This is a genomic window from Leclercia sp. W17 (genome assembly GCF_003336325.1).
Lineage (GTDB): Bacteria > Pseudomonadota > Gammaproteobacteria > Enterobacterales > Enterobacteriaceae > Enterobacter.
This window is the reverse complement of the sequence record NZ_CP031102.1, coordinates 112,620-133,947: the sequence shown is the minus strand read 5'-3', so window position 1 is coordinate 133,947 and position 21,328 is coordinate 112,620. Positions and strand designations below refer to the sequence as shown.

Sequence of the window (21,328 nt, the reverse complement as noted above, 5' to 3'; positions counted from 1 at the left end):
TATTAAGAAAGTATTTGATGAACTAGCTTACTGACTTCAATAGACAATAAAGAAGTATCATCAACTGTTACGAAAGTGTCCGTTTCAAAACCAATTATTTCATCAGTCTTAATACCAACACCAACGATTTCTATTCCATTACATTTAGCCTTTTCCATAACTTCGACGATAGTAAATTCCGATTTATTCGGATAACCATCAGTTATAAGAAAAATTATTTTCCTATCGAATTGGCTGTCAAGTAACAGATCAACAGCTGCCATTAAAGCAGATCCCGTAGGGGTATAATAACCCTTACATCCAAGAGTGAATTTCGATAGAGATTCCTCAACGCTTTGATCAAACGTTTTGATAATCTCAAATTCACTTTCCTTGAAGGGAAAAACTATATTGGAGACATGCATTTTTGACAAACTTTCAGCGGCCATCGATAAAGCAAGATCTGACTTAATGGCATGAATATATCTTTCATCATTAGCCATTGACGCTGAAATATCACGAACTAATACGAGGCCAACATGCCCTCTATTTTTAGATTCGCTTTGAGCTCTGAAGACATCACGAACTCCCATTTGTGACAGAATTAATCGATTTCCATCGAAGGTAATTCCACGCTCATGAGTTTTGTTTCGGCCACGCATTTTAACCTGCTGTAAAACAGACAAGTCGCTACCGATTGAATGACTCAGAGACAAAGCCTCATTGTAAACATTCAAATCGATAAGGAGATCAGGGATATCCCATTCAGAAGCACCGAATTCGGCTTTCACGTCATCGGATACTTTTGATGCAATACCTTCAATCTCTTTAGCCAAAGCATCGTGATAATCTTCGCTATCCTCATCACTGCTAAGAAAGGCATCCAACAAATCTGCCAGTATCTCCCATTGAGCCGATGAAAAGTTACTTTCATCTTCAACGTTAGTCGAACTGGCTTCATCTGATTCACTCTCGGAAGGGTTAATCGCATCAGTATCGTCTTCAATAATGTTATCACCCGTGGGATTGCCACCGGTGGGTTCATTATTTCCCTCGTTATCTTCAGCAAGTTCTGAAGGCTCAGAACATCCCTCTTGAGCAAGATCAGCGTTATCGGAAGTATCTGCCTGACCTTCACTATCGTCCTCAGAATCATCCTCACGACTATCAGTCGACGTAAGCGATTTATCTTCTGATTCGGTATCGGTATCGGTCTCGGATTCATCATATGCCTCCTGCTCCTCCTGCTCTGTCTGCTGCTGTTGTTCCTTTGCCTCATCCCGCAGTCTCTCTAAAAGAGCCAGGGTCTTACGAGCAAGGGATTCACAGCCCTGAGTATTTTCACAACCAAGAGCATCATGAAAAATTTCCTCAACATCAGAAATTACTGGAGAAAGTATCTTTTGGGCATAGTCAAAAAACGGATCGAGGGTTTCTTTGTGACCTACCTGCTGAAGGACTTTTACTCGCAATGAGTTAAGCAGATACCACTCAATAAATAGGACAGGATTTTCCGGACGAGAAGATATATCAGGAGTCATCCTTCCGGCTTTAACCATCAGTGCGTAAGTGGCTGCAAGCCGCCGCTTTGCATCCGGATAATCGTTACCAACCTTCTCTTCCATCTGTACATCATCGAACAGATTTATAAGCCCGGTAAGACGTTTTGCCCTGCTATAAGCTTTACGTTTCTCAGCGAGGCTCTCAAACTCTGCATTCATTCCGTCATCGAAGCGTGTAAACCCTTCAGATGACATGAGAACACTATTAAAGGCGTCACTGTAAACCTCACTGACGGTATAGCGACCATGACCAGCTTCATGACAGGTAAAACCTTCAATCAGACTGACAAAGTCATCATCGCTATAATCGCCGTTTGGTAAAACACAAACTTTATTGACAGGATCAAAATACGGTCCTTTGGTATTGTCGTCTATTACAACTCTTACATCGCCTAAGCCGCTAATGACTTTTGCTATATTCTGTAAACGCTTAATATGGCGCGGCGATGATTTAAGATCTAATTTCATAGAATACCTCTTTATAAAAAAGGGGTACTCACCCAGATGGTGAAGTACCCATCTGGGGTTTTTAATAAAGCAAACAGTTACCAGCCTTTGAGCTCGATATCAAAACCATTTTCAGCATTGTCTTCCTGTTGCGAAACTGATTTCTCAGGTTCAGCTACAGAATCAGTGTTTGAAAACGTGCTGTTTTTTATATCGTTCTCTACGACAGGTTCAACCTGAAACACATTTGTTGAATCTAAAATAGCTTCAATACCTGTGTTCTGTAGCGCGTTCGGTTCTGTTTGTGAGCTTTGATTAAATGATCTGGTAATAGATTCCAACCAGTCAGTAACCTTTTGCTCTCCTGAAATAATACGCTTTAACATTGAAGCATCACTCATGAAATAAAACCACTGCTGTAACACCGCAACGTCGCGAGGTTCAGAAATGGCACCTTTAGGTAAATTATTCATTATGTGTTTTATAGCTTCTGCAAGTACTGCCGCCTCTTTATGTATAAACATGAAGCTAATGATCTTATTTTGCATTTGCTTCAGTCGGTCAATAGTACTTGAGCGCAAATTATTATTTTTACTAATTTTTTCATAAACCCTCATTGCTTCTTCTGCCAGATCTGTTATCAATTGTTCCTGATAGTAGTCCTGGGTTTCATCACCTTCAACGCTAATAGGCGTAAAAGGAATAAAGTGAGCAATATTAAATCTAAAGGATTTTATGAAATCATCTTTAGTTAATTTCAACTGATCAATCAAAGAAGACATTCTTGGGCTTCTATTTTTTTCAGCCTCAATATGCATCTCATAATTGTCTACAACGTTTTGAATACCTGCCTGAAACTCTCGTTCAATCTCTTGGGCCCCTTCCAGAAACTCTTCCATACTGGAAACTGGTAAAATCCACATATTGCTATAGCGGATGCACAAGCGTGAGCAAAGGGTTGATATTCTGCTGGTAATCGTACTTTTGAAGCTAAGGGCTTTTATGTCAATCCAACGTACTTCGCTTTTAGATACGCTTTTTTGATCCGTAATATCATCTCCATCATAAGACAAATCGATTTTATCGGTTCGACGCGATCCTTGACAGCCACTTATTTCAATTTTTGTTATAACTGCACCTTCCAGTAAATCTGGATATGATTTTGCAAAATTCTCAGAGATTTGTTTTGCAGATACTTTGTTAAGCATTGAAGTATTTAAAGTCATGGGTTTCTCCAAAAAAAAGGGGAAACCCTCCCCAACGGGAAAGATTTCCCGATAGGGTTGATATTAAAGCTTCTCTGGTGCAATTAAAAGAATACCGGGAAACTCAGCGGCAACATCATCATTGCCCATTGCTCCCTGATACATATAACCTTTTAATTCCATTTCTTTAATTAGACCTTCCATATTTATTTTACCATCATGATAAAACAATAAAGAATAGTCGTTATTCAGTTGCATAAGTCCAGTAAAATTAGTTCCGTTTTTTGCTATAGCAATGGTAGCAGCACCATCCGTACTTAAAAACGCACTAAATTCAAGATGGGATAACTCTGAGATACAAATATCAGAGGTTTCATAACAAATCCCATCTAACTCGACTTTTTTGCTGTGAAATACTCCAACGATTTATCCTTGTCTTCGCCAAGAGAAAGATCTATAGCTTGAAGAACAAGATCGACCACATGTAAAGGTAAAGCAGAAGCAAAAGCTATTTTGAAAGTGTCAAGAAGACTAAAGGTTTTTAACGTCATCGACGTGCCAACCCAAGCTACTAATTGACGAATATCCATCACACTGTCTTCTGTACCAGAGTCATTTACTGCAATCGCTACTCTTACGAACTTCTCAATGACCTGAAAAGGCAAAGAGCTATATCGTTTAGTAAGCACATTGGTTAAAGCAACTTTGTCGGGCTTCTCCATTTCAACTATCAAGAACCGCTTTATAAAAGCTGCATCTTGACGTTGAGAAGAAACGAACCGGCGAGCGCCTCCACTCATGTTTGTGTTTGCAGTACCAATAAATCGCGTGTAGCCATTAGCAGTTATAACCTCACCACCATTAGCACTGAGTGACCAGGGCTTACGTTCAATGGGCATGTGAAGTTTTGCTGCCGTATCAGGATCGATTTTGTCCACTTCATCCAGAAGAATGAGGTGACCATTACGAAATCCCGTTACCAAATCGCTGTGTACAAAACCTGTATTACCACCATTAAGACTGCGCTCACCTTCAAGCTCATCAACTCGAATATTGCTGTTGATCTGCTTAATTGTCAGCGGCCAATTCATCATGTGGCTAATGTACATTACCATTTCAGTCTTGCCAGAACCGGACTCACCTTTAAGACACACACTTAAATCTATATCCGGACTGATAAGCAGTTTAACCACTTGTTCAAGTATTCGGGGATTTGGTATGTAGTCTTTGTTCAGCGGAGCTCGATACGAGGTTTTAGTTTTGAAAACAGGCACAGCCATCTTTGGATCCATTTCTGGAATACCAAAAAGGTCCTTTGCTAGAACTAAAAGATACTCACCTTTATCCACATAATGTTTTAACTTTATAACATCCGGGGAAAGAAGAGCTTCTAATTTTTCATAAGCATCAGAAGATGTTTCATTTAACTTCATAGCGGCATTAGACATTTTTAACTCCGGTAAAATGCAAACACCGCCCTCTGGCAGATGTTTGCCAGTGGCATTTTATTTGAGATTCATTTGGCAAATAGTTGCCATCAGTTTCCTGATTTGAGGCACATTATAACCAAGATGATTTCCCACTATTTCAAAAGCTTCAGACATGATCCATTCAAAATGATTTTCGAATATTGGATTTATTTCTAACTTGCCAAAAGCGTTTCGTTTAGTTAACAGATCACATGAAACAAGCTCGTCAAACAACTCTAATGTGGATTTAAAAGCTTTTATGTAAACATCCATAATTTCCCTGTCAGTCCATTTAACAGCCAGTTTTTTTTCTGACATTAAATAATCCTGATCAAAGAAGATGTCCCAGCCCATATCGTCATTGCAATCATGCAAAATGATTTCATCATCATTCCTGCATTCAGCTAATTTCGTGTTTTCACTAATCGAACGATGCGAATGATAATAGAGCCATGATTTTAATTCCGCTCTAAATTCACATGCATCAAGTCCATGAGATAAACAAGTGTATTCAAATGATTTTGACATATACCACCGTGTTTCAGCTTCTAAAAGTGGATTCACTGTGATATTACCATTGTCATCTTTGAAGAATAACTTTCTCCTCAACACTAGTTCTTTAATGATTTCCAAAGACTCTTCCATAGCGGATAGAAAAACAACATACACATCCTCAGGGGTCCATTCTATTACCAGACCACCCAAATCTGGGTTATATTCTTCAACCGAATATAGATAATCTGTTTCTGCTGCAAAATTAATTGTATGCAAAATCTGATTTTTAAGTAATTTGGATTTTTCATAAAGGTGATTTTCACGCCTTTCAGAATCATAATTTATCTCAGAAATGTTACTTTCATCTGATTTAAAGTTTAATCCGGACGTGTATGCATCATTTAAATGCTCTTTGGGTGAATCAACTATTTGCGTTATTTCATCTTCATCTATATCGAATATAGAAAAAAAACTAAGTTGATTACTACTTATTGCAGTAGCCCTAAATTTTTGTTTCATGGGGACTCCAAAAGGAGAAATCCCATGAAGGGATTTCTCCCCTTTAGGGTGGGTTTAATGTCAGATCTGATTAAAGCTACTTTGTCCAAAACCTTTTAGAGGTTTAGGTATGTGAGCCAACTTACTTGTTGCTACCACTCTCATGTAGTCAAGAGGATGTTCTCTCCCTTCAATCATAATAGTATCGACAACAATATAACCGGAGACCATCAACTCATCACCCTGATTTATACCAGTGAAACAGGTTGAATACATTTCAGGCGACACCTTGATTTGAACTGAAAATTCTCTCTCAGTGATTTCACCATCAACTTCTGTCTTCATCCTATTTTTGAGCTTTATTAACAAACCTATACTCTGGTCAGTCATTTTTTTCTCCACAGCACTGATAACTATCCCGGACACTTTTACTTCATTGATATATTCAAGATATGACATTTTCCGCTCCTCGATTTGTTCAAAGAGAAGCCCCGTTAGGGTTCCCCCTTAACAGGATTAAATAAATTTATTAGTTACATACATGAACGTGCAGACTACCAAACAGGCAATTCCGGCAATATGTAACCAATTTCTTGTTGGTTTAGTTGGTGCAATCGCTAAAGAGTTCTCCAACTTCTCTGTTACAAGACGTCGATTCTCTGCTTTAGCCGCATCATCTAAATATTGAGTTTCACGCTTAGCGAGAGTCTCAATTTTCGATTTTATTGCATGGTCCCATCCTTTAGTTTCAAAAACGCTTAACTCACTAAAGGTGTGCGTCATGAGATCTTCTGGGAAACCCAGTTTTTTCATTAACGGACGAATGGTATCATACATTTTTTCTACATTTTCGTAGTGGGCCTTTACTGCGACATCAAAACGCTTACGTAAAGTTAATTTTTCACGTTTGCAAATGATGTCCGAAACCCAATTTATTAACTGCTCATTTTTGAGTTCACTGGCTTTTTCAAGTGAGTAATCCAGATTATCCACGTCAAGAAATGAATTTAATCCGTATTTTTCAAACTCCTCAACAAGATATTTATCCAGTTCAGTTAAGCTTTTAAAAAGTGGTACATCTGGGGAAGCTTTAAGAAGCTTATAAGCTCCTTCGAAATCAATTTTCTTGACCACGAGCTCCACAACATCCACATGATAATAGCTTGAATAAGCAGAAAGCTTTTCGGCCAACAAAGACACAGGCTTAAGAGACTTAAGTTCAATGATATTTGGGCCGTCCTCATTCAAAATAACAATCAGTTCATTATCACGTTCTGTATATTTCATCAGAACTTCTAAGAGCTGTTTGTTTAGCGCCTTATCCATCTCTGGAATAATTTCACTAAAGGTTTGATGAAGGGCTTTACTGCGAGCTTTATTTTTAGACATTTGGGGTCACCTATATATAGTAAGAAGGAAGAAACAAATTTTTGTTTCAACACGAAGGCAAAGCCTGTCATTCATCTCCCGTAAGCTATGAACCGCCTGATTTATACTATCTGGCATTAGAAGTACGCAACAAAAATAGCCCCAGGAGGAGCTAAATTAGTTACGGTTTGGTAAATTCAGATTGCCTTTTGCAGGCATGGGAAGTGCACCAGCGACAAAGGTGACATTTTGCCGGTGGTGTCTTACAGCTTGTTTAAGCTGGCCGCTTTTCACGGCTAAATCAACGCTTAACGCGAAAGTAACTTTAAGCAAAGTTACTCAAATTTGGGAGCTGATATTTAAGCTCATTGTTTTTATACTATAGCTTTAAGCATAAGTAAATGCCCATATCGAATTATTCTGTATAAAGTGGAGAAATTCGAATATTAGCTGCTTCTTTTATCTTTTCTTCACTGCATTCTCTTAAAAAGAAAGAAGGATCACCATACCACATTACAAAAAGTTGCTTTTCTGCACGCGTAAATCCAACATAAAGCAAACGTCTTTCTTCTTCTATTGCCTCCTCCCCAACTGATCTTTTACTTGGTATCTGATCCGCATTACAACTCATTATTATTACTTTATTCCACTCAAGACCCTTTGAACCATGCAAGGTTGATAGGACTACTTTCTCTGGGCTGTATTCCTCGTCCTTCTTCCTAGGGCCTAATGACATTGCAGCAGCACGATTTATCATATTCATCCAACCAGTCTTTTCTGCCCACTGTTTACAAGTGTCTAAAGCAATTTTTGTTAAGGTTGCTGTACCTTTATTACTCCTCATCTTGATTGACGACGATTCCATCCATTTCGTAAGGTTGGCGAAACGTTTTGCTATCTCAACTTTATCAGAACTTTCCTGGGTAAAGCGCACGAAGTTTGAATGTAATGTTTTTGTTTCGAGAGAACTGTCCTCCGGGATGGCAAGGTCGCCAAAAGTAACTTTTCTTCCTCTCATACTCAATGCCACTTCATCCAAAACTGATTCCTGTTCTCCAAACAATGCCAATACTCTCTTCATTAAGCGAGGATCATTTGATTGTCGGAAAAAGGCCATAAGGCTTAACACATCGCTTGTTTCTTTTTCATCCCAGAATGATTTACCTCCGTAACGAATTACTGGCTGTTCGATCAAACTTTCTAGCTCATCCAAGTGAGCATTATTGCGGCTTAGAATTGCCCATCCATGTGGATCCTGATTTATAAGGCTTAAAATACCCTGTATCTGTTCCTCCATATCTACATATGAACGAAAAGTGACCTTTCCCCCTCCCTTTTTTGCCGAGCGTAACTCTTTGGCATAACGGTAAACATTCTTTCCTATCAGTGCTCCGGCCACCTCTAAAATTTCAGGTTCACACCTAAAGCATGTGTTTAAGTAAAATATGTTAGGTCTGAAGTGTTTTTCAAACTGTTGAAATATTTTGACTCCTCCTGAGGATCTGAAGGAGTAGATGGCCTGATCATCGTCTCCAACTATACTCGTATAGACTCCAGCTCTTGTATGCAATGCTATCCATGAGAATTGTATAGAGTCAGTATCCTGAACTTCGTCTACTATCAAATGTGTCAAATCTAACGTGCGCATTTTTCCCGAATGCATTTGACCGACAACAAATTTTGAAAGAGCATTGAGGTCCGCCACATGGTCTTTCTGGCATAACGCCTGATAGGTATTAAACAAATGGATCTGTTGTCTGTTATGCCGAACTGAAATCACATCCGTATCCATTTCTCTGCCGATAGCATCAATAACGAATTCAGCTTCAGCAAACTTCATCGTTACACCGGATTCTTTCAAAGCCCGGTGAATGACAGATCTCTGTGCTGGCCCTATCAACATCTTTCCCGGCCAGCGAATCATGTCCAGTTGCTTCTTAACGAGTCCGTGAAAAGTATCCACCAGCACCCGGTCAAGATCCTTCTTGCTCAATCGCTTTTGTAACTTTGCTGCAAGTGCGTTTGTTGCAGCGCGAGTAAAGGTCACCATCCCGATTCTTGCATATGGATACTTTTTGAGAATCGATATAACCGCTTCTATCATGGTGAACGATTTGCCTGATCCAGGCGCTGCTATCACCATATTGTTTGCGCTAGCATTCTCGATAACAGGTCTTTGCTCTTCTGTTGGCTTACCCATTTCAACCTCATTACTTCGTTTTAATAATTATACATTTTTATAAAAGCGCTTTTCTTGTGTACTGCTGGTTCTACTGGAAATCACTTTTTTTCCTTTTTTATGCAATCAGGTTGTTTGTGAAACGCGTGACTATGGAATAATGGTTCCATCTCCAAAAGACATTACAAAAAGGGCTTTAAATGAAACTTTTACGTTTAGTATCTCTGGTCTCTTCTGTCGTCATTGGTTTTTCCCTATCGGGTTGTGCCGGTGACACCGGCACTACGCCAGGCACCGCTCTGAATGCGTACAGTCACGGCCAGTACTGGCATGCTAATGCAAATGATTCTGTCGCCAAGAATGCCTATTCGTTTGCTGGTTTCGACGTTAATTTTAAGGAGCAAGAGGTTACTCCTGGAGGGGATGCCGACAACTTTCTTTCTAAGTATCTCATCAATAGTTCGATGGGCTACGTAACAGGCGGTCTAAAAGGTTTTGGGATCATGAGCCTCAGCTCTTTGTACAGTTCTTCTGACGCCGAATACATCCAGGTCAATCAATACCTAGTGTTCGTCCCCAATCCAAAAAAATTGCCTTACAATGATGAAAGTTTGGTACGTGAGGGAGCTAAGTATGTTTTTGAGCATACAAAAGCAACTCAGGCCTCATTTGGATACAACCCTGAAAAACAGAAAGCAGCTCTGGCCACATGTAAAATTGATATGGCAGTCGTCAATAAATGGAGTACCTGTGATCTGCCCTCTAAGCCTGATGCTGATGTTTTCCCTACAGATTCAATGTACAGCTTTCAGGCGATTCGCCCCGCAACAGGAACCGAAATTCCTGAGCTAAACCTTCCCGCTGGTGATTACGCTGTAATTCGTTATGTGTTCATCCCATTTAAAGGAAACGAAACAAGCGCTGATTTTTCGGGTATCATTTTCCGTTCTGATAGCCCAAATACAACAACTCCAGGGGGTGTTGCAGCCTCCATCAACGGAAAAGATTATTACCTCTTTACCGGTGAATACGGTAAAAAAGGCTTCCCAGAAAAAACATTGAAAGCCAAGTAATTAAAAAAGGGGCCTAACGGCCCCTTCTTCAATATTTCGGCAACTGCTTGCCCGTAACCGGATCCAGCGTAGTTGAACCTACCTCACATATGGCCGGTCGAGGTAAATAGCTACAATCTACATTTTCCTCTTTTATAGCCTGAGCATTTTCTTGTCTGGCCTTTATCATATTTTCTTCACCGCCCATTGCTTCCTTGGTACGTTCTGATGGAAGTTGATAGTTCTCATTCTGGAATGGTAAGTTTTCCACAATTGATTCTTCGGAGAATTTTGAATATTGATCAGGAACTTCTCCTACCTGAACTGCATCATTAATCCACTCCGTCAGATCAATTTTATCGAAATCCAGTTGCTGTATTTGCTTTATTGATAGCCCCACGCAATTAGAGGCGACAGGGTCTATTCCTAATTGCGGATAAGCTTGTTGCATAATAACGCGTGACAACATGGAATTATAACAGCACATGTCTGTTGCTTTTTTAACGCATTTCTTTGTGAAACCAACATTCAGATATTTGACGCATCGTTCCGTATCTAATGTAAAACAGGATTTTTGATTCTTATGAATAGAAGCTTCCATCTCTTTCTGGTCGCATGCTACCAACATTTCTAAAAGCATTTTAGTGACCTGATAGGCTGTATAAATCCAACCGATCACGTTTAATGCAAGCATAAAGTTTTGAACCGCAGCCGAGAAGACAACCTCTCCTCCGGTAGTAGCAACGTTCTTAAAGACAAAGTCACGAACTGTATCTGGTAGCAATTCGTAGGCTTTCTTCATTGCCATCTGCTTAAGCTGACCTATACCGAAGCTGGACATTGTTTCCTGTGCCAACTGGCCAGCACCTCCTGCCCCTCCAGAAGTTGCGGAAGACCCAACTGCCCTGCTTAGATTACCAGCGACGTTTTCATATACGCTCGTTAAGGAGCTCGTGACGTTGTTCCACATTTGCCCTACTGTTTTACCAGCTGATGCAGTCCACTCTCCGACCGCATTAGACATAGAAGCCCATGTACCTGTATCACCGCCGGTCCATTTTATTAGCTGAGCATTAACTCTGGTCCAGTTTGTGTTTCTGATCATAGATCCGGCAAGCATGATACCTTCAAGTGCTCCTGCGGTTCCCTGTGGTGCTTCGCAGCAGTCCGTCTTTGCCAGGCCATTTACAAAGCCTACTGAACGACCACACCATTCAGGTTTTCCTTCAAAGACGGAACATGAATTGGCATCGTTAGGGTCTTCGCATTTGGCTTCGCCCTGCATGTACTGAACCATGTTTGAATAAGCCGCAACTTTTCCAAAATCGTTGTTCTCTTCCTTTGGCCCAGTTTCGCATGTTCCACCTGAACATGGGATCATGCCAACACAGGCATTTGTAGAAGATTCAACCTCCCGAACTACATCCTTCCCTCTGTCACAGGTGTATTTCTGTTCATACATGTAGCAACTGTTAGTGCCCTCATCGAACCAACCCTCTGCACATGTTTGTTTATCGAGTACACATGCTGCATCATTTTTATAAGCACTACATGCATCAGGCATACTCTTTATTTCTTCATAGTTGTAACAGAGGTCCTTTCCATTAGCGTCTTTCATAATTTTTCCACTAGCGTCATAAGAGCAAATTTTGTCTTTGGCCAATGGATCACAAAAGTAGCCTTCAAGGTTTGTCTTCCAGGTAAGAAATCCTTTATCACCTTCATACAGAGGCTTTGCCAATGAAAGCACGCTTTCCGGAAGCCGTTTTGTGCCAACATCCATATCTTTAAACCGATCGAAACGGCAGAATGTATTCGGAGCTTGTACAGCATCGTAACAACCAGCTGGTTCCTGGACGTGCTTATCTTCGAGCTTCATATTTTCAAAAGTCAGCTCAACCTCAAAATACCCTTCACCCTTCCCACCAACCCATACTCTGGATGCCATTGTCACTTCTCGATCAGGCTCCTCATACACCGATTTTCTGACCTTATCAGTCACATCGTAAACCTTGTCGAGTTTCCACGATTTTTTTAACTCCCAAGATCCCTTAGGAGCCGGATAGTCACTTTCTCGATATGCACCATCTATGTGAGCAAAAATCTGCGTGCCATCAAGTGTTACCCGCATGTGGTCATCCCACTCCGCGTTAACAATCTTTGCTGAGGCCAATTTTGCATCCGGATGGAATTTTAATGTCAGTTCGTTATCATATACCCCGTCACTCCAGTAGTTGTCATCACGGCGACCAAACCATATACGCACACAATTATCGCCGCACATCGACATGTCTCCGTTTCCGCCTGAAATGTAAACAGGGACTGAAAAATCACGGGTTATCGTGCAGCTGCTGAAGTTATCTTGCTTAGGCGAGTTACAGTAGAACTCTTTGTAATCAGGATAGTGTGTGGTTACTGTTTTTTTAGAGGTCTCAACATTACAGTTCTGAAGCCAGTTTCCAGTACCAGCAACAGCATTTGTTATCTCATTTCTCCCCGCAGTAAACATGGGATCGTTAGGCTTTATAGATGATGCCGGGTTGTCCTTGTTAGCATTTACGAGGGTGCGGTAGGCAACGCCATCATAACTTTGAGCATCAAATAACTGGCTTTTCCGATTCTTTATATCGTTTACAAAGCCATCCTCATCCCCATAACGATCTGCGGCATTGAACTTAATATCGCTGTGCTTTTGCTCTGAGCTGAAAATCTCTCCGGTATTTGTTTTGGTTCCAGGAGTAGTATTGGGATTACTGCTTATACCAATGTTGCCATTAGCATCCCGAGAGAGCAGCTTTGCCCCTTCCTTGGTATAGTTTGAATTGATTGTCCCTCCAGACATACTCGGCAGTTGTACGGCGCTACCAATGGACTTTCCATCGGATGCGGCATTTTTCATGACACTTTCATTTGAGTTCCCTGCCCCATACTTTCCGAGATTAAGATTAGCGGATTCGGCTTTACCCACGTATTTCTCGGTGATCTTCCCACTGACATTCTCGCCTGAATCCGCATTCTTGTACTTCTCAACAATGTCCTGAGCACTGGTTGTCGCATTGCGATTTGCGTTAGGATTAGCAAGATTAAAGTTACTTTCGAGCTGGTCAAATATAGCGTCTGCCGCATAAATACGAGGAGTCATTACCATATTTATGAGAGAGATATAAAAAGCCCAACTCATAGTATTGGCAATCATTGATGCAATAATAGTTGAAGCTATCGTTTTTCTAAGTTTCATTATTTTTACCCTTAGAAATCAAGCGCCTGGTATATATCTGACGCAACAGTCATTGTAACGCCACAACATATAGACATAATTATCATTGCCTATTTTTTTGCGCCCACCTTTAAGGGTTGACCAGTCATGTACCGAATCACCAAGACGATGACAGCAATCCGGCCCTTTCGCCTCAGGAGTTGGGAAAAGCATTGAAAGCCGATACTGGGAACGAGGTGTAAAGTATTCCCACGTTTTCTCACACATTGCGTCTGCTCCCATCGTTCGCATCAGCATTCCCTGGCGATGTAGTTTAGTCAGAAGACGCTGGGTTATCAGTGAACTCGTCCTTACAGCGTCATCATTTGCGTAAATGTGGCCGGTTAATGGATAAAGGTTGCCATCGCATCCGGCACAAAAGTATGCAGCGAGATTATCCTTTCCTGCTGTTACTGCTACACAGTCAGCAGCGCACACCATTGAGGCAATTGGGTTTGCAAAAACTACTGCCTCTGGATTCAGGACGAGTGTAAGCAGATCACTTTCCCACATAGGGTCCACTTCGCTTATATAGGTCAGGCTGGCATCTATATAGGGTTCAGCAGTGCACTCGCCAATAATCAGTAATTTGAGCATTGTCATGATTGGGAACTCCCAAAGATGAACATCGTAAAATCCGGCTTCAGTTGCTGTCATTGGCTGATTTGTGTTGCTTTTACCAATATCAAACTGCGATTTTTGAAGCATCGTGCCTTCAAGAAAGGGGCTGCACCAGGGGCTCTTTACAACTTCAACAATCTTCACCGGCTGAAAGAAGCTCAATTGCCAACCTATTTCCGGTACGCCGTTCTGATCTGTACAGTAGCAACCCGGACGTGAAGGAGCAGCGCCTTCTGGAGCTGCCCCTATGCCCATTATCCTCATGGGAAAAATGCAGCTCCAACAGATATTCTTAATCAAGCCCTGCCACACTCCAGCTGACTGACACATAGCCCCAGGGACTCCAGCATCTGCTGCCATAGCCATACCCGGTATAGAAAGCGAAAGCATAACTGCTACAATGAACTCTAAAAGTAACTTTTTGAATTTTTTCACCATCATGCTCACTTGGATGTAATAAATGTTGCAACACTTTCGATATAGTCGACGGCTTTGGTAAAATAACTTCTCATCTGGTCCGGATAATTTAGCGTCAGCCATGTTGCAAAGAGAGCGCCTATAATAAATCCGAGTTTCATCTTATTTTTCCTCTGAAAGATTTGGGGCTCCGATACCACGGACTTCTGCCTCGCTAAACAGGGTGATCCGGAATTTATCTTGGTCAGTAGTTATAAGCGCAGGTGTGTTTTTAATCTGAAAGCGTGAGATGATCTGTTCGTTAACTTTAAACACCTTACCGTTAAATTTTTCACGTAAATCATTTAGGTGATCCCATCCATTATCTTTTTGGATACGGGTAAACATTGGCATTACTTTTCCACTACCCAGACGTTGTCGATACTGCTGCTCAGCCCATACCAGCTGGCCCGGATTGAGTGGATCGAAAATTATCATCGTCAGGTTTTGAGGAAATCTCGAAAGTGGATTAATCAACTCACCGGCGGAAGCTATTACACGGCCCTGCTTATCTTTTACGTCCTGAGTGACCCTCACTGTAGGGTCAATTAAAAATTCTTTGTGTTCCTGGGCAGGAGGGAGGTCGACCATCCATTGATTTTTCCATGTGTCAGAAACGGCCCTTTTTTTTGCACCTTCCCAGTCATATTTTTGTGCACGTTCTTCCAGTTCTTTAATGATGCTCTTTTCTTCAACGGGATAAGTGGTACCAGCAACCGGGAAAATATCCTGATCGGGTTTTTTAGCAAGTTCTCGCTGAAAAAACTCAACGTTGAAGGAGCCTACCATTTTTGCAAAACGAGCTTGCTCCCTAGAAATAATTGTCGGTACTTGAGTTACTTGATACTGACTGAAGCTATCAGGATCAATTGTAATCAAAGGAGATTCAAATTTTCCTTTGACAATCATTTGGTTTATTGCTGCCTGTGTCTCTGGTAGCCGAGTAGTTCCTTTCTTTAGACCATTGAAAACTACACGAGCTTTATGCTCTGAGGCCGTACGTAGAAGGTCTTCCAGTACATAATCCGGCAAGCTAAATGAAGCAAAGATCGTTATTCCATTTTCAGTTGATAGTGCTTCTTCACGTGTGCTATCCATTTTTCTTTCGAAGTCAGCAGCTGTGATGCCCGAGGAACCAAACAATTTTTCGATATTTTTAGATTGTCCTCGCATGACTTCCGGCTTATTTTCCACAGCTTTCAGAGCCGCTTCATTAAGGCTGGCGTTTTCTTGAATTTCATCACGTCTTCTAATTATATCGTTGACAGCTTCAGAGTTATTACTTTGGGCCCTGATAGCCTGGGTATGGTCTATAACTGCTTGAACACTATCCGCATTCATACCGGGGACGTAACCACGGTTTATTTGCTTGCTCAGGTCCTGGTTTTTTTGGAGTGCTTCAGCTTGCGCTATGTACTTCTGCACATCTGGTGATTTTAGCGTAGCATCAAGGCTAAGAGCCCCATCTGGCTGCTGTGCACCTTTAGCCTGTGCCCCAAGCCCTTTTGCTTGCTGAGCGATTAGGTCAGCATCATGTTGATACTCAGTGCTTGCATTTGTATTACTTAAAACTGCACATAACGCAAGTCCAGGAAGTATTGGTAAATATTTTTTATTTACATTAAAAGATCGCATATGTTTTCCCAATTACTGAATTCAGCTTTACTGTTCCCCAAAAACGGGAATAACATGAGTGATCGGTTTGCCCAATTAGGAAAACTTCGCCTTCAGGAATTATCAATTCTTTTTCAATCAAAATGGACGGAATATTGTATTTCTTCGAAATACGACGTGCATTAGCTTCAAAAAATTTGTCCCCGTTATAAACCCCATCCATTGTTACTTTAAGTTTGTCACCGCCCACACCGGCAACAATTTTTATGACTCGTTCATTTTCTGGGATAAAACGTACCGATTTCGGCATGTTAAATGCTATGAGTTCACCAGTTTTAATACTTTTATCCGAATGATCAATCATATAAAAATCAGCAGGCAGGCACCCATTCAATAAACCGTATCCAAATGTATAACGGGTGAAAAAGACACACATAACGAGAATCAGCAATAAAATATTAAGGGGGACATACCAATCCAGTATAAGCAGCCCTCTCTTTTTAGGTATGTAGTCGCTCATATTTTTCTCACTGGCACTGAAGAATATTTTTACTAGGCAGATGCACCTCTATCCAAGTAACTATTATCCATGTTTTTCAACGCTCGGAAGTCTGCAAACTAACCTAATATTCACCTATAAGAATGTTAATTCCTCAGCATGTATACGCAGCTTTGTTAGCGGCCATGAAAGATGCCTTTGGAGCAAAGTTACTTTCCGACATTAATTTTTCAAAGGTCCAATTATTGGGTATAAAAAAGCCGGGACATAATGTCCCGGCTTTATATTTAAAAATTAACTACTCACTGCTTGGTATTGATACAGTGTTTTCAGACTTACTTGCCTCTTCAGCCGGTCCGAAAACTGTCACGTGCTGTGTTGCAAAGTCTCCACTATCATCATAAGCAATTACTTTTATGTCCTGCTTACCACGGTTAAGGTTTTTAGAAAGTGTAGCCGTACTACCGAAAACGTTCCTTAATTCGCCGTTGATGAACCATTCATATCTAACCATTTTTCCATCAGTATCATCACATTTATTGGTAAAGCTCCAGCTTAGGTTGGTTTCCGTGTAGCTCAATGTACAATTAGGCACTGCGTTTTTAACGACATCAAACTCAACAGATGCTGAACCTCTCTGTCCAAGTTTACTAACAACATCAATTGTAATCTCGTATTTCTTTTCTTTTAAACCCGAGATCAGTTGAGCCCAATAATTTTTGCCGCTGGGTATTACTTCACCGTTCACCTTGTATGTGACCGTATCTATCGAGTCCGCCGAATGAGATAGCTTGATGTTTGACCTTAAGGTTACATCGAGTGGAGCTCTCATATATTTGTTAGAGAACTTGGGTGTCATCTCAACGTTCATTGGCGTTTGTTCATCGACAACAAAGGTATTTTCGATACGCTGTTCATTGTTTCGGTTATCTTTGAAAACAACCATCAATGTATATTTGCCAGGATTTTCAATTGTAAATTCTTTGGTGTCACCTTCATCTTTAGTGATTACCAGATTCTCTTTGTCGTAGATCCATTCACGGGAATAAGTAACACCAGGATAGTCTCCATCCTTAATACCGCTCAACGCAACGCGTAGGGTGGTCGGTGCCATGTCGTATTTAAGTTTGGAGCTTATTTTCATCTCGGGAAATTTATAAACCCACGATTTGACAGAAACTCTACGGGTAGAAACCGTATTCTCCTTATTGTCCGCTAACCATGCACTGTATTCAAAAGCAGCATATCCCTGTTTATCCAACATTTGCTCAGTAAGGGTAACAGACAGTGAAGAGCCCTTAAATGTCTGGCCATCCGGTGTTTTCCATTCTTCAACTACGTTATTACCATTCTGGTACTTACTGTTAGGGTTCGTGAACTTACCTTCCAAAGTAACTTTTTGACCAACCTCTACCTTTGAAACCCCCGTTACCGAGACAGAAAGGCGCTTGGGTTTTGCGGCTGCCAACCGAGCAGACGTTTCCTTCCATGAAGACTCCTCTGCCAGTTCATCGGAATCAAGGTAACGCATCCGGGCATAAATCGTAGACGGTAGGGTATCAGCTGAAGCCACAGTGTAAGTTGTATCTCCCTGCACCCAGTTGACTTTATCCTCTGACCAGAGAACCTCAGCGGTGCCTGCTGGTATAGGTTCATCGTTATCAAGCAGGGTTACAGGTATATCTGAGCCCTGAAGAATGTCTGTAACATCTATACTGAGCTTAGGCTGCTTGTAGGTAACTACCGTTAAGGCATCTGTGTAGGAAATCTTGGATGTGAATTTATTAGTCATTTTTGCCCTATAAAGCCACTTTCCTACTTCTGTCTTTTTGATACTTACACTTCTCTTTCCGGTCATGTCGGAAAGCATGGTCCAGGTTTGACCATTATCAGAGGACTGCTGCCATTCGGTGGGGGCGAGTGCATCAGAGTTAGCCGTACTGGCAGATTTGAAGCTTACCAGAGTACTAAGTGGGATCCTTCCGATAATAAGGCTTTTCGACAGGTTACCCTCCAGTTCCTCACCTTTATAGATTCGAATGCCTACAGCACTGGTCTCACGTTTCATTTCAAAATCAGAGAATGGCGATCTGACCTTAGCCACACCAACCAGACGCATATTACCCAGATCCATATTTTCAATTTTAATCTTGGTTTCGACAATGCCCGCATCATTGACCGGCAATGCTTCAGTCAGCGCAGTTCTTTCGTATGTAGTTTTATAACGGCCTGTTTCTGGATCTTTGCCGTATACACTTTTTTGAGAGTATATCGTGACGTCCCATTCTCCCATTGTTTTACGGTCAAATGCACTTTTACGTGTGGAGTTGTTATAACGCCCCACTGTTACCTTTAAGGGCACTTCAAGAGATGTGGCTGTTTTTTTGTCATCCACTTCCATCGATGCTCGAATATTGAAATCAGGCACCGTATATACGTTGAGGGTGTCTGTAGTTCTTAATTCTGGATCCTTTGAGTATTCTACAGCTATGTCAAAGACGTTCTTTGTCCACAATGGTGCAGCAGCAACCTTGACCCTTTGTACAAAGGTCGTTGCATCGTTGTTTGAGGAACGATTTTTAAATGACGTTTTGACAGCCTCAGAGCCGTTTTGAGAGACGATCATCGTAACGTCAGCTGGTACCACCTTCGCTAATATTCGAGCGGCCTCCCCCCCGGTCGTATAAGCCAGAGCAGTGTTCGGATTGATGCCTGCTATGACTTTATTCTTTTTGTAAGAGATGATCGGGTTGTATGGTAATTGTGTGGTCAGAGTACGGCGATTCCTTGCGGAAACCGCTTTAGAGCCCTTCCCGTTAATCATATAGACTTGATAGTCGAGCAGATTCTCACCTGTTTTATTAAAGAATCCAGTTAGACCCGGGGTACGTCCTTTAAAATAGAACTCCAACCCATCAGGGACATTGTTCCACTGAGGGTAGCATGCTGTAACATCTGATTTTTCCCCATACCAGGCGAGGTAAGCATTCGCATTTTCCTCTGTGGTAAACAGAGTGCATTTATCACCAGCTGTTTGACTAAGCAGGTCCGTATACTGACGTACGCGCGAGTAAAGAGTTACGTTTTTTTCCAGATTCTTAAGAGTGAATCCAGTAGGTTGATAAGTGAACACGGTACTGAAATTTACGTTTTTTCCATAAAGGTTTTCAGCCACCACAGTAATCTCGTGATCCGAATTAACTGCTAAATCGTCTCCAACCGGCAGGTAGTAAATACCTTTATAATTTGTAGGTGTTAACGAAACTACTTTGTTGTCTATTGTTACTGATTTTATGTCAGCAACCCCAGCCTGCCCCTGGAAAGCTGCAACGATAATCTCGTTCAGGAAGTATACGGGTGCTCGTTTAGTTAATACCTGCCCATCTTTGAGAACCATAAGCGTTGGGTTATCAGACAGCATCAGTTTGCTTTCAGGCTCAGTGTACGTAGAAGAGTTTTTGCTCGTATTTTCTACTGTAAAAGTCGCTGCGTAGGACCCGTTTATAAGATCCGTTAAGTCAAAGATATAGAGGTACTCATCACCGACTTTTTGAGGTCCACTTACCGGCTGTAAAGTTCTACGTAAAGGGGTTGCCCAGGACTGTTTGAAATCAATCTCAGTGCCATCATCTAAAGTCACTTTAGTCGTCGGCTTAAACACGCCATCCGGAGTCATAGTGAGCGACATAGCTGTTGGGAGCCACCATTCACCTTCTGTTTCTTGCTGGGGTACCTTAACGGCCACAGCAACGGTTTTGGCTCCGGTATAGATGTCCTGGCCACCTACTTTGATTGTTTTAGCCTCATCGGTAAAATTCCAAAGTGTATGGTCTACTACAGGAGGCCGATAATCCCAGTTAACAACAAGCTTTTTGGATTCAGGAGGTGCGAAATAATTATTCTTAGAGTTTGCTGTAATTGTGATATCACGTGAACCCAAAAGTTCATCTGTATCACTGGCCTTAATGCTTCCAACTTCAATGGTACAGGAAGTTCCGCCAATAGGTACTTCACAGGCGGAGCCTGAACCTATTGAGATGTATTGAATATAATTGCGGGGTTCAACAGAAACAGCGATATCTTTGATCGCTTCATCCTTTAAATACGATTTGAAAGAAAAGCCGTCATAGACTAATCCGTTCAGGGATGATTTAAGACCGGTGATAGTTGGTTTTACCGGTGCCACACTTTTGATTGAATATTCACCTTTTACTATTTCAACTTTTTTCCGTTCAGAACCAGAGAAGTAAGAAATCTTGTAAGGTAGTTTTAAATCACCGGTGGTGTTGGGAACGCCTGAAAGAGTGAAGCCGTTAGAAGTTAATCCCAAGGTATTGGGTAACCACTCAAAAAAACAAACGAGGTTATCAACAGAGGAAGTCGCTCGATCATCAACCGTTACATTACAGGCTGTGCCTGCACCTGAGGCAGTGATAGTGTTAGAATTAACGTATGCAACAAAGTCGCCCGGCCCCGGGTCAAAGGATACGGCTGGCAAATCAGCCTGTAGCTTTCCTGAAATCATAATCGCTTCAGCATAGACCGCTTTAATCGGAGCAATTAAAGAAAACAACAGGGCTAAACCTAAACCTGATTTTCTCATGACGAATACCTGTTTTTCTGAGCAA

14 protein-coding genes are annotated in these 21,328 nt (G+C 41.3%); 1 reads left to right on the top strand and 13 read right to left on the bottom strand.

The window, feature by feature from the left end:
• Window positions 1–2: 2 nt before the first annotated feature.
• The 8 genes from DVA44_RS24445 to trhI form a co-directional block, all read right to left on the bottom strand.
• A complete protein-coding gene (locus tag DVA44_RS24445) occupies window positions 3–2,009 on the bottom strand; it encodes a VWA domain-containing protein (RefSeq protein WP_000762700.1) in 2,007 nt (668 codons plus the stop codon).
• 77 nt (window positions 2,010–2,086) lie between these two features.
• Window positions 2,087–3,214: a DUF3150 domain-containing protein gene (locus tag DVA44_RS24440; protein ID WP_000174396.1), complete on the bottom strand. Its 1,128-nt coding sequence runs from the start codon at window positions 3,212–3,214 to the stop codon at window positions 2,087–2,089.
• A gap of 63 nt (window positions 3,215–3,277) precedes the next feature.
• Window positions 3,278–3,451 (bottom strand): hypothetical protein, encoded by a 174-nt coding sequence (locus DVA44_RS25770; protein ID WP_001176645.1) that lies wholly within the window; start codon window positions 3,449–3,451, stop codon window positions 3,278–3,280.
• Between the two features lie 131 nt (window positions 3,452–3,582).
• Window positions 3,583–4,641, bottom strand: a complete 1,059-nt coding sequence (locus DVA44_RS24435; RefSeq protein ID WP_000063335.1) for an AAA family ATPase — start codon at window positions 4,639–4,641, stop codon at window positions 3,583–3,585.
• 57 nt (window positions 4,642–4,698) lie between these two features.
• Entirely contained in the window at window positions 4,699–5,676 is a 978-nt protein-coding gene (locus DVA44_RS24430; RefSeq protein ID WP_000810361.1) for a hypothetical protein, read from the bottom strand.
• A gap of 60 nt (window positions 5,677–5,736) precedes the next feature.
• A complete protein-coding gene (locus DVA44_RS24425) occupies window positions 5,737–6,114 on the bottom strand; it encodes a hypothetical protein (RefSeq protein WP_000120822.1) in 378 nt (125 codons plus the stop codon).
• 57 nt (window positions 6,115–6,171) lie between these two features.
• Complete coding sequence (locus tag DVA44_RS24420; RefSeq protein WP_000041927.1) at window positions 6,172–7,044, bottom strand: hypothetical protein; 873 nt, start codon at window positions 7,042–7,044, stop codon at window positions 6,172–6,174.
• Window positions 7,045–7,438: 394 nt separating this feature from the next.
• Window positions 7,439–9,223, bottom strand: a complete 1,785-nt coding sequence (gene trhI, locus DVA44_RS24415) for an IncHI-type conjugal transfer helicase TrhI (RefSeq protein ID WP_000517885.1) — start codon at window positions 9,221–9,223, stop codon at window positions 7,439–7,441.
• Window positions 9,224–9,402: 179 nt separating this feature from the next.
• Between trhI and DVA44_RS24410 the strand changes: the two genes are divergently transcribed.
• On the top strand, window positions 9,403–10,275 hold the full coding sequence (locus DVA44_RS24410) for a hypothetical protein (RefSeq protein ID WP_000771834.1): 873 nt from the start codon (window positions 9,403–9,405) through the stop codon (window positions 10,273–10,275).
• A 28-nt stretch (window positions 10,276–10,303) separates the two neighbouring features.
• Here DVA44_RS24410 and trhN read toward each other — a convergent pair whose 3' ends face one another.
• From trhN to rsp, 5 genes are all read right to left on the bottom strand, one after another.
• On the bottom strand, window positions 10,304–13,492 hold the full coding sequence (gene trhN, locus DVA44_RS24405; RefSeq protein WP_000776701.1) for an IncHI-type conjugal transfer protein TrhN: 3,189 nt from the start codon (window positions 13,490–13,492) through the stop codon (window positions 10,304–10,306).
• A gap of 18 nt (window positions 13,493–13,510) precedes the next feature.
• Window positions 13,511–14,566: an IncHI-type conjugal transfer protein TrhU gene (gene trhU, locus DVA44_RS24400; RefSeq protein ID WP_181231580.1), complete on the bottom strand. Its 1,056-nt coding sequence runs from the start codon at window positions 14,564–14,566 to the stop codon at window positions 13,511–13,513.
• A gap of 144 nt (window positions 14,567–14,710) precedes the next feature.
• Window positions 14,711–16,222, bottom strand: coding sequence for a TrbC family F-type conjugative pilus assembly protein (locus DVA44_RS24395; protein ID WP_001256132.1), 1,512 nt, complete (start codon window positions 16,220–16,222; stop codon window positions 14,711–14,713).
• Window positions 16,209–16,721, bottom strand: coding sequence for an IncHI-type conjugal transfer protein TrhF (gene trhF / locus DVA44_RS24390; RefSeq protein WP_114388472.1), 513 nt, complete (start codon window positions 16,719–16,721; stop codon window positions 16,209–16,211). The genes DVA44_RS24395 and trhF overlap by 14 nt, the downstream gene beginning before the upstream one ends.
• A gap of 277 nt (window positions 16,722–16,998) precedes the next feature.
• Window positions 16,999–21,303, bottom strand: a complete 4,305-nt coding sequence (rsp, locus tag DVA44_RS24385; RefSeq protein WP_001232109.1) for an IncHI-type conjugal transfer protein RSP — start codon at window positions 21,301–21,303, stop codon at window positions 16,999–17,001.
• Between the last annotated feature and the right edge of the window lie 25 nt (window positions 21,304–21,328).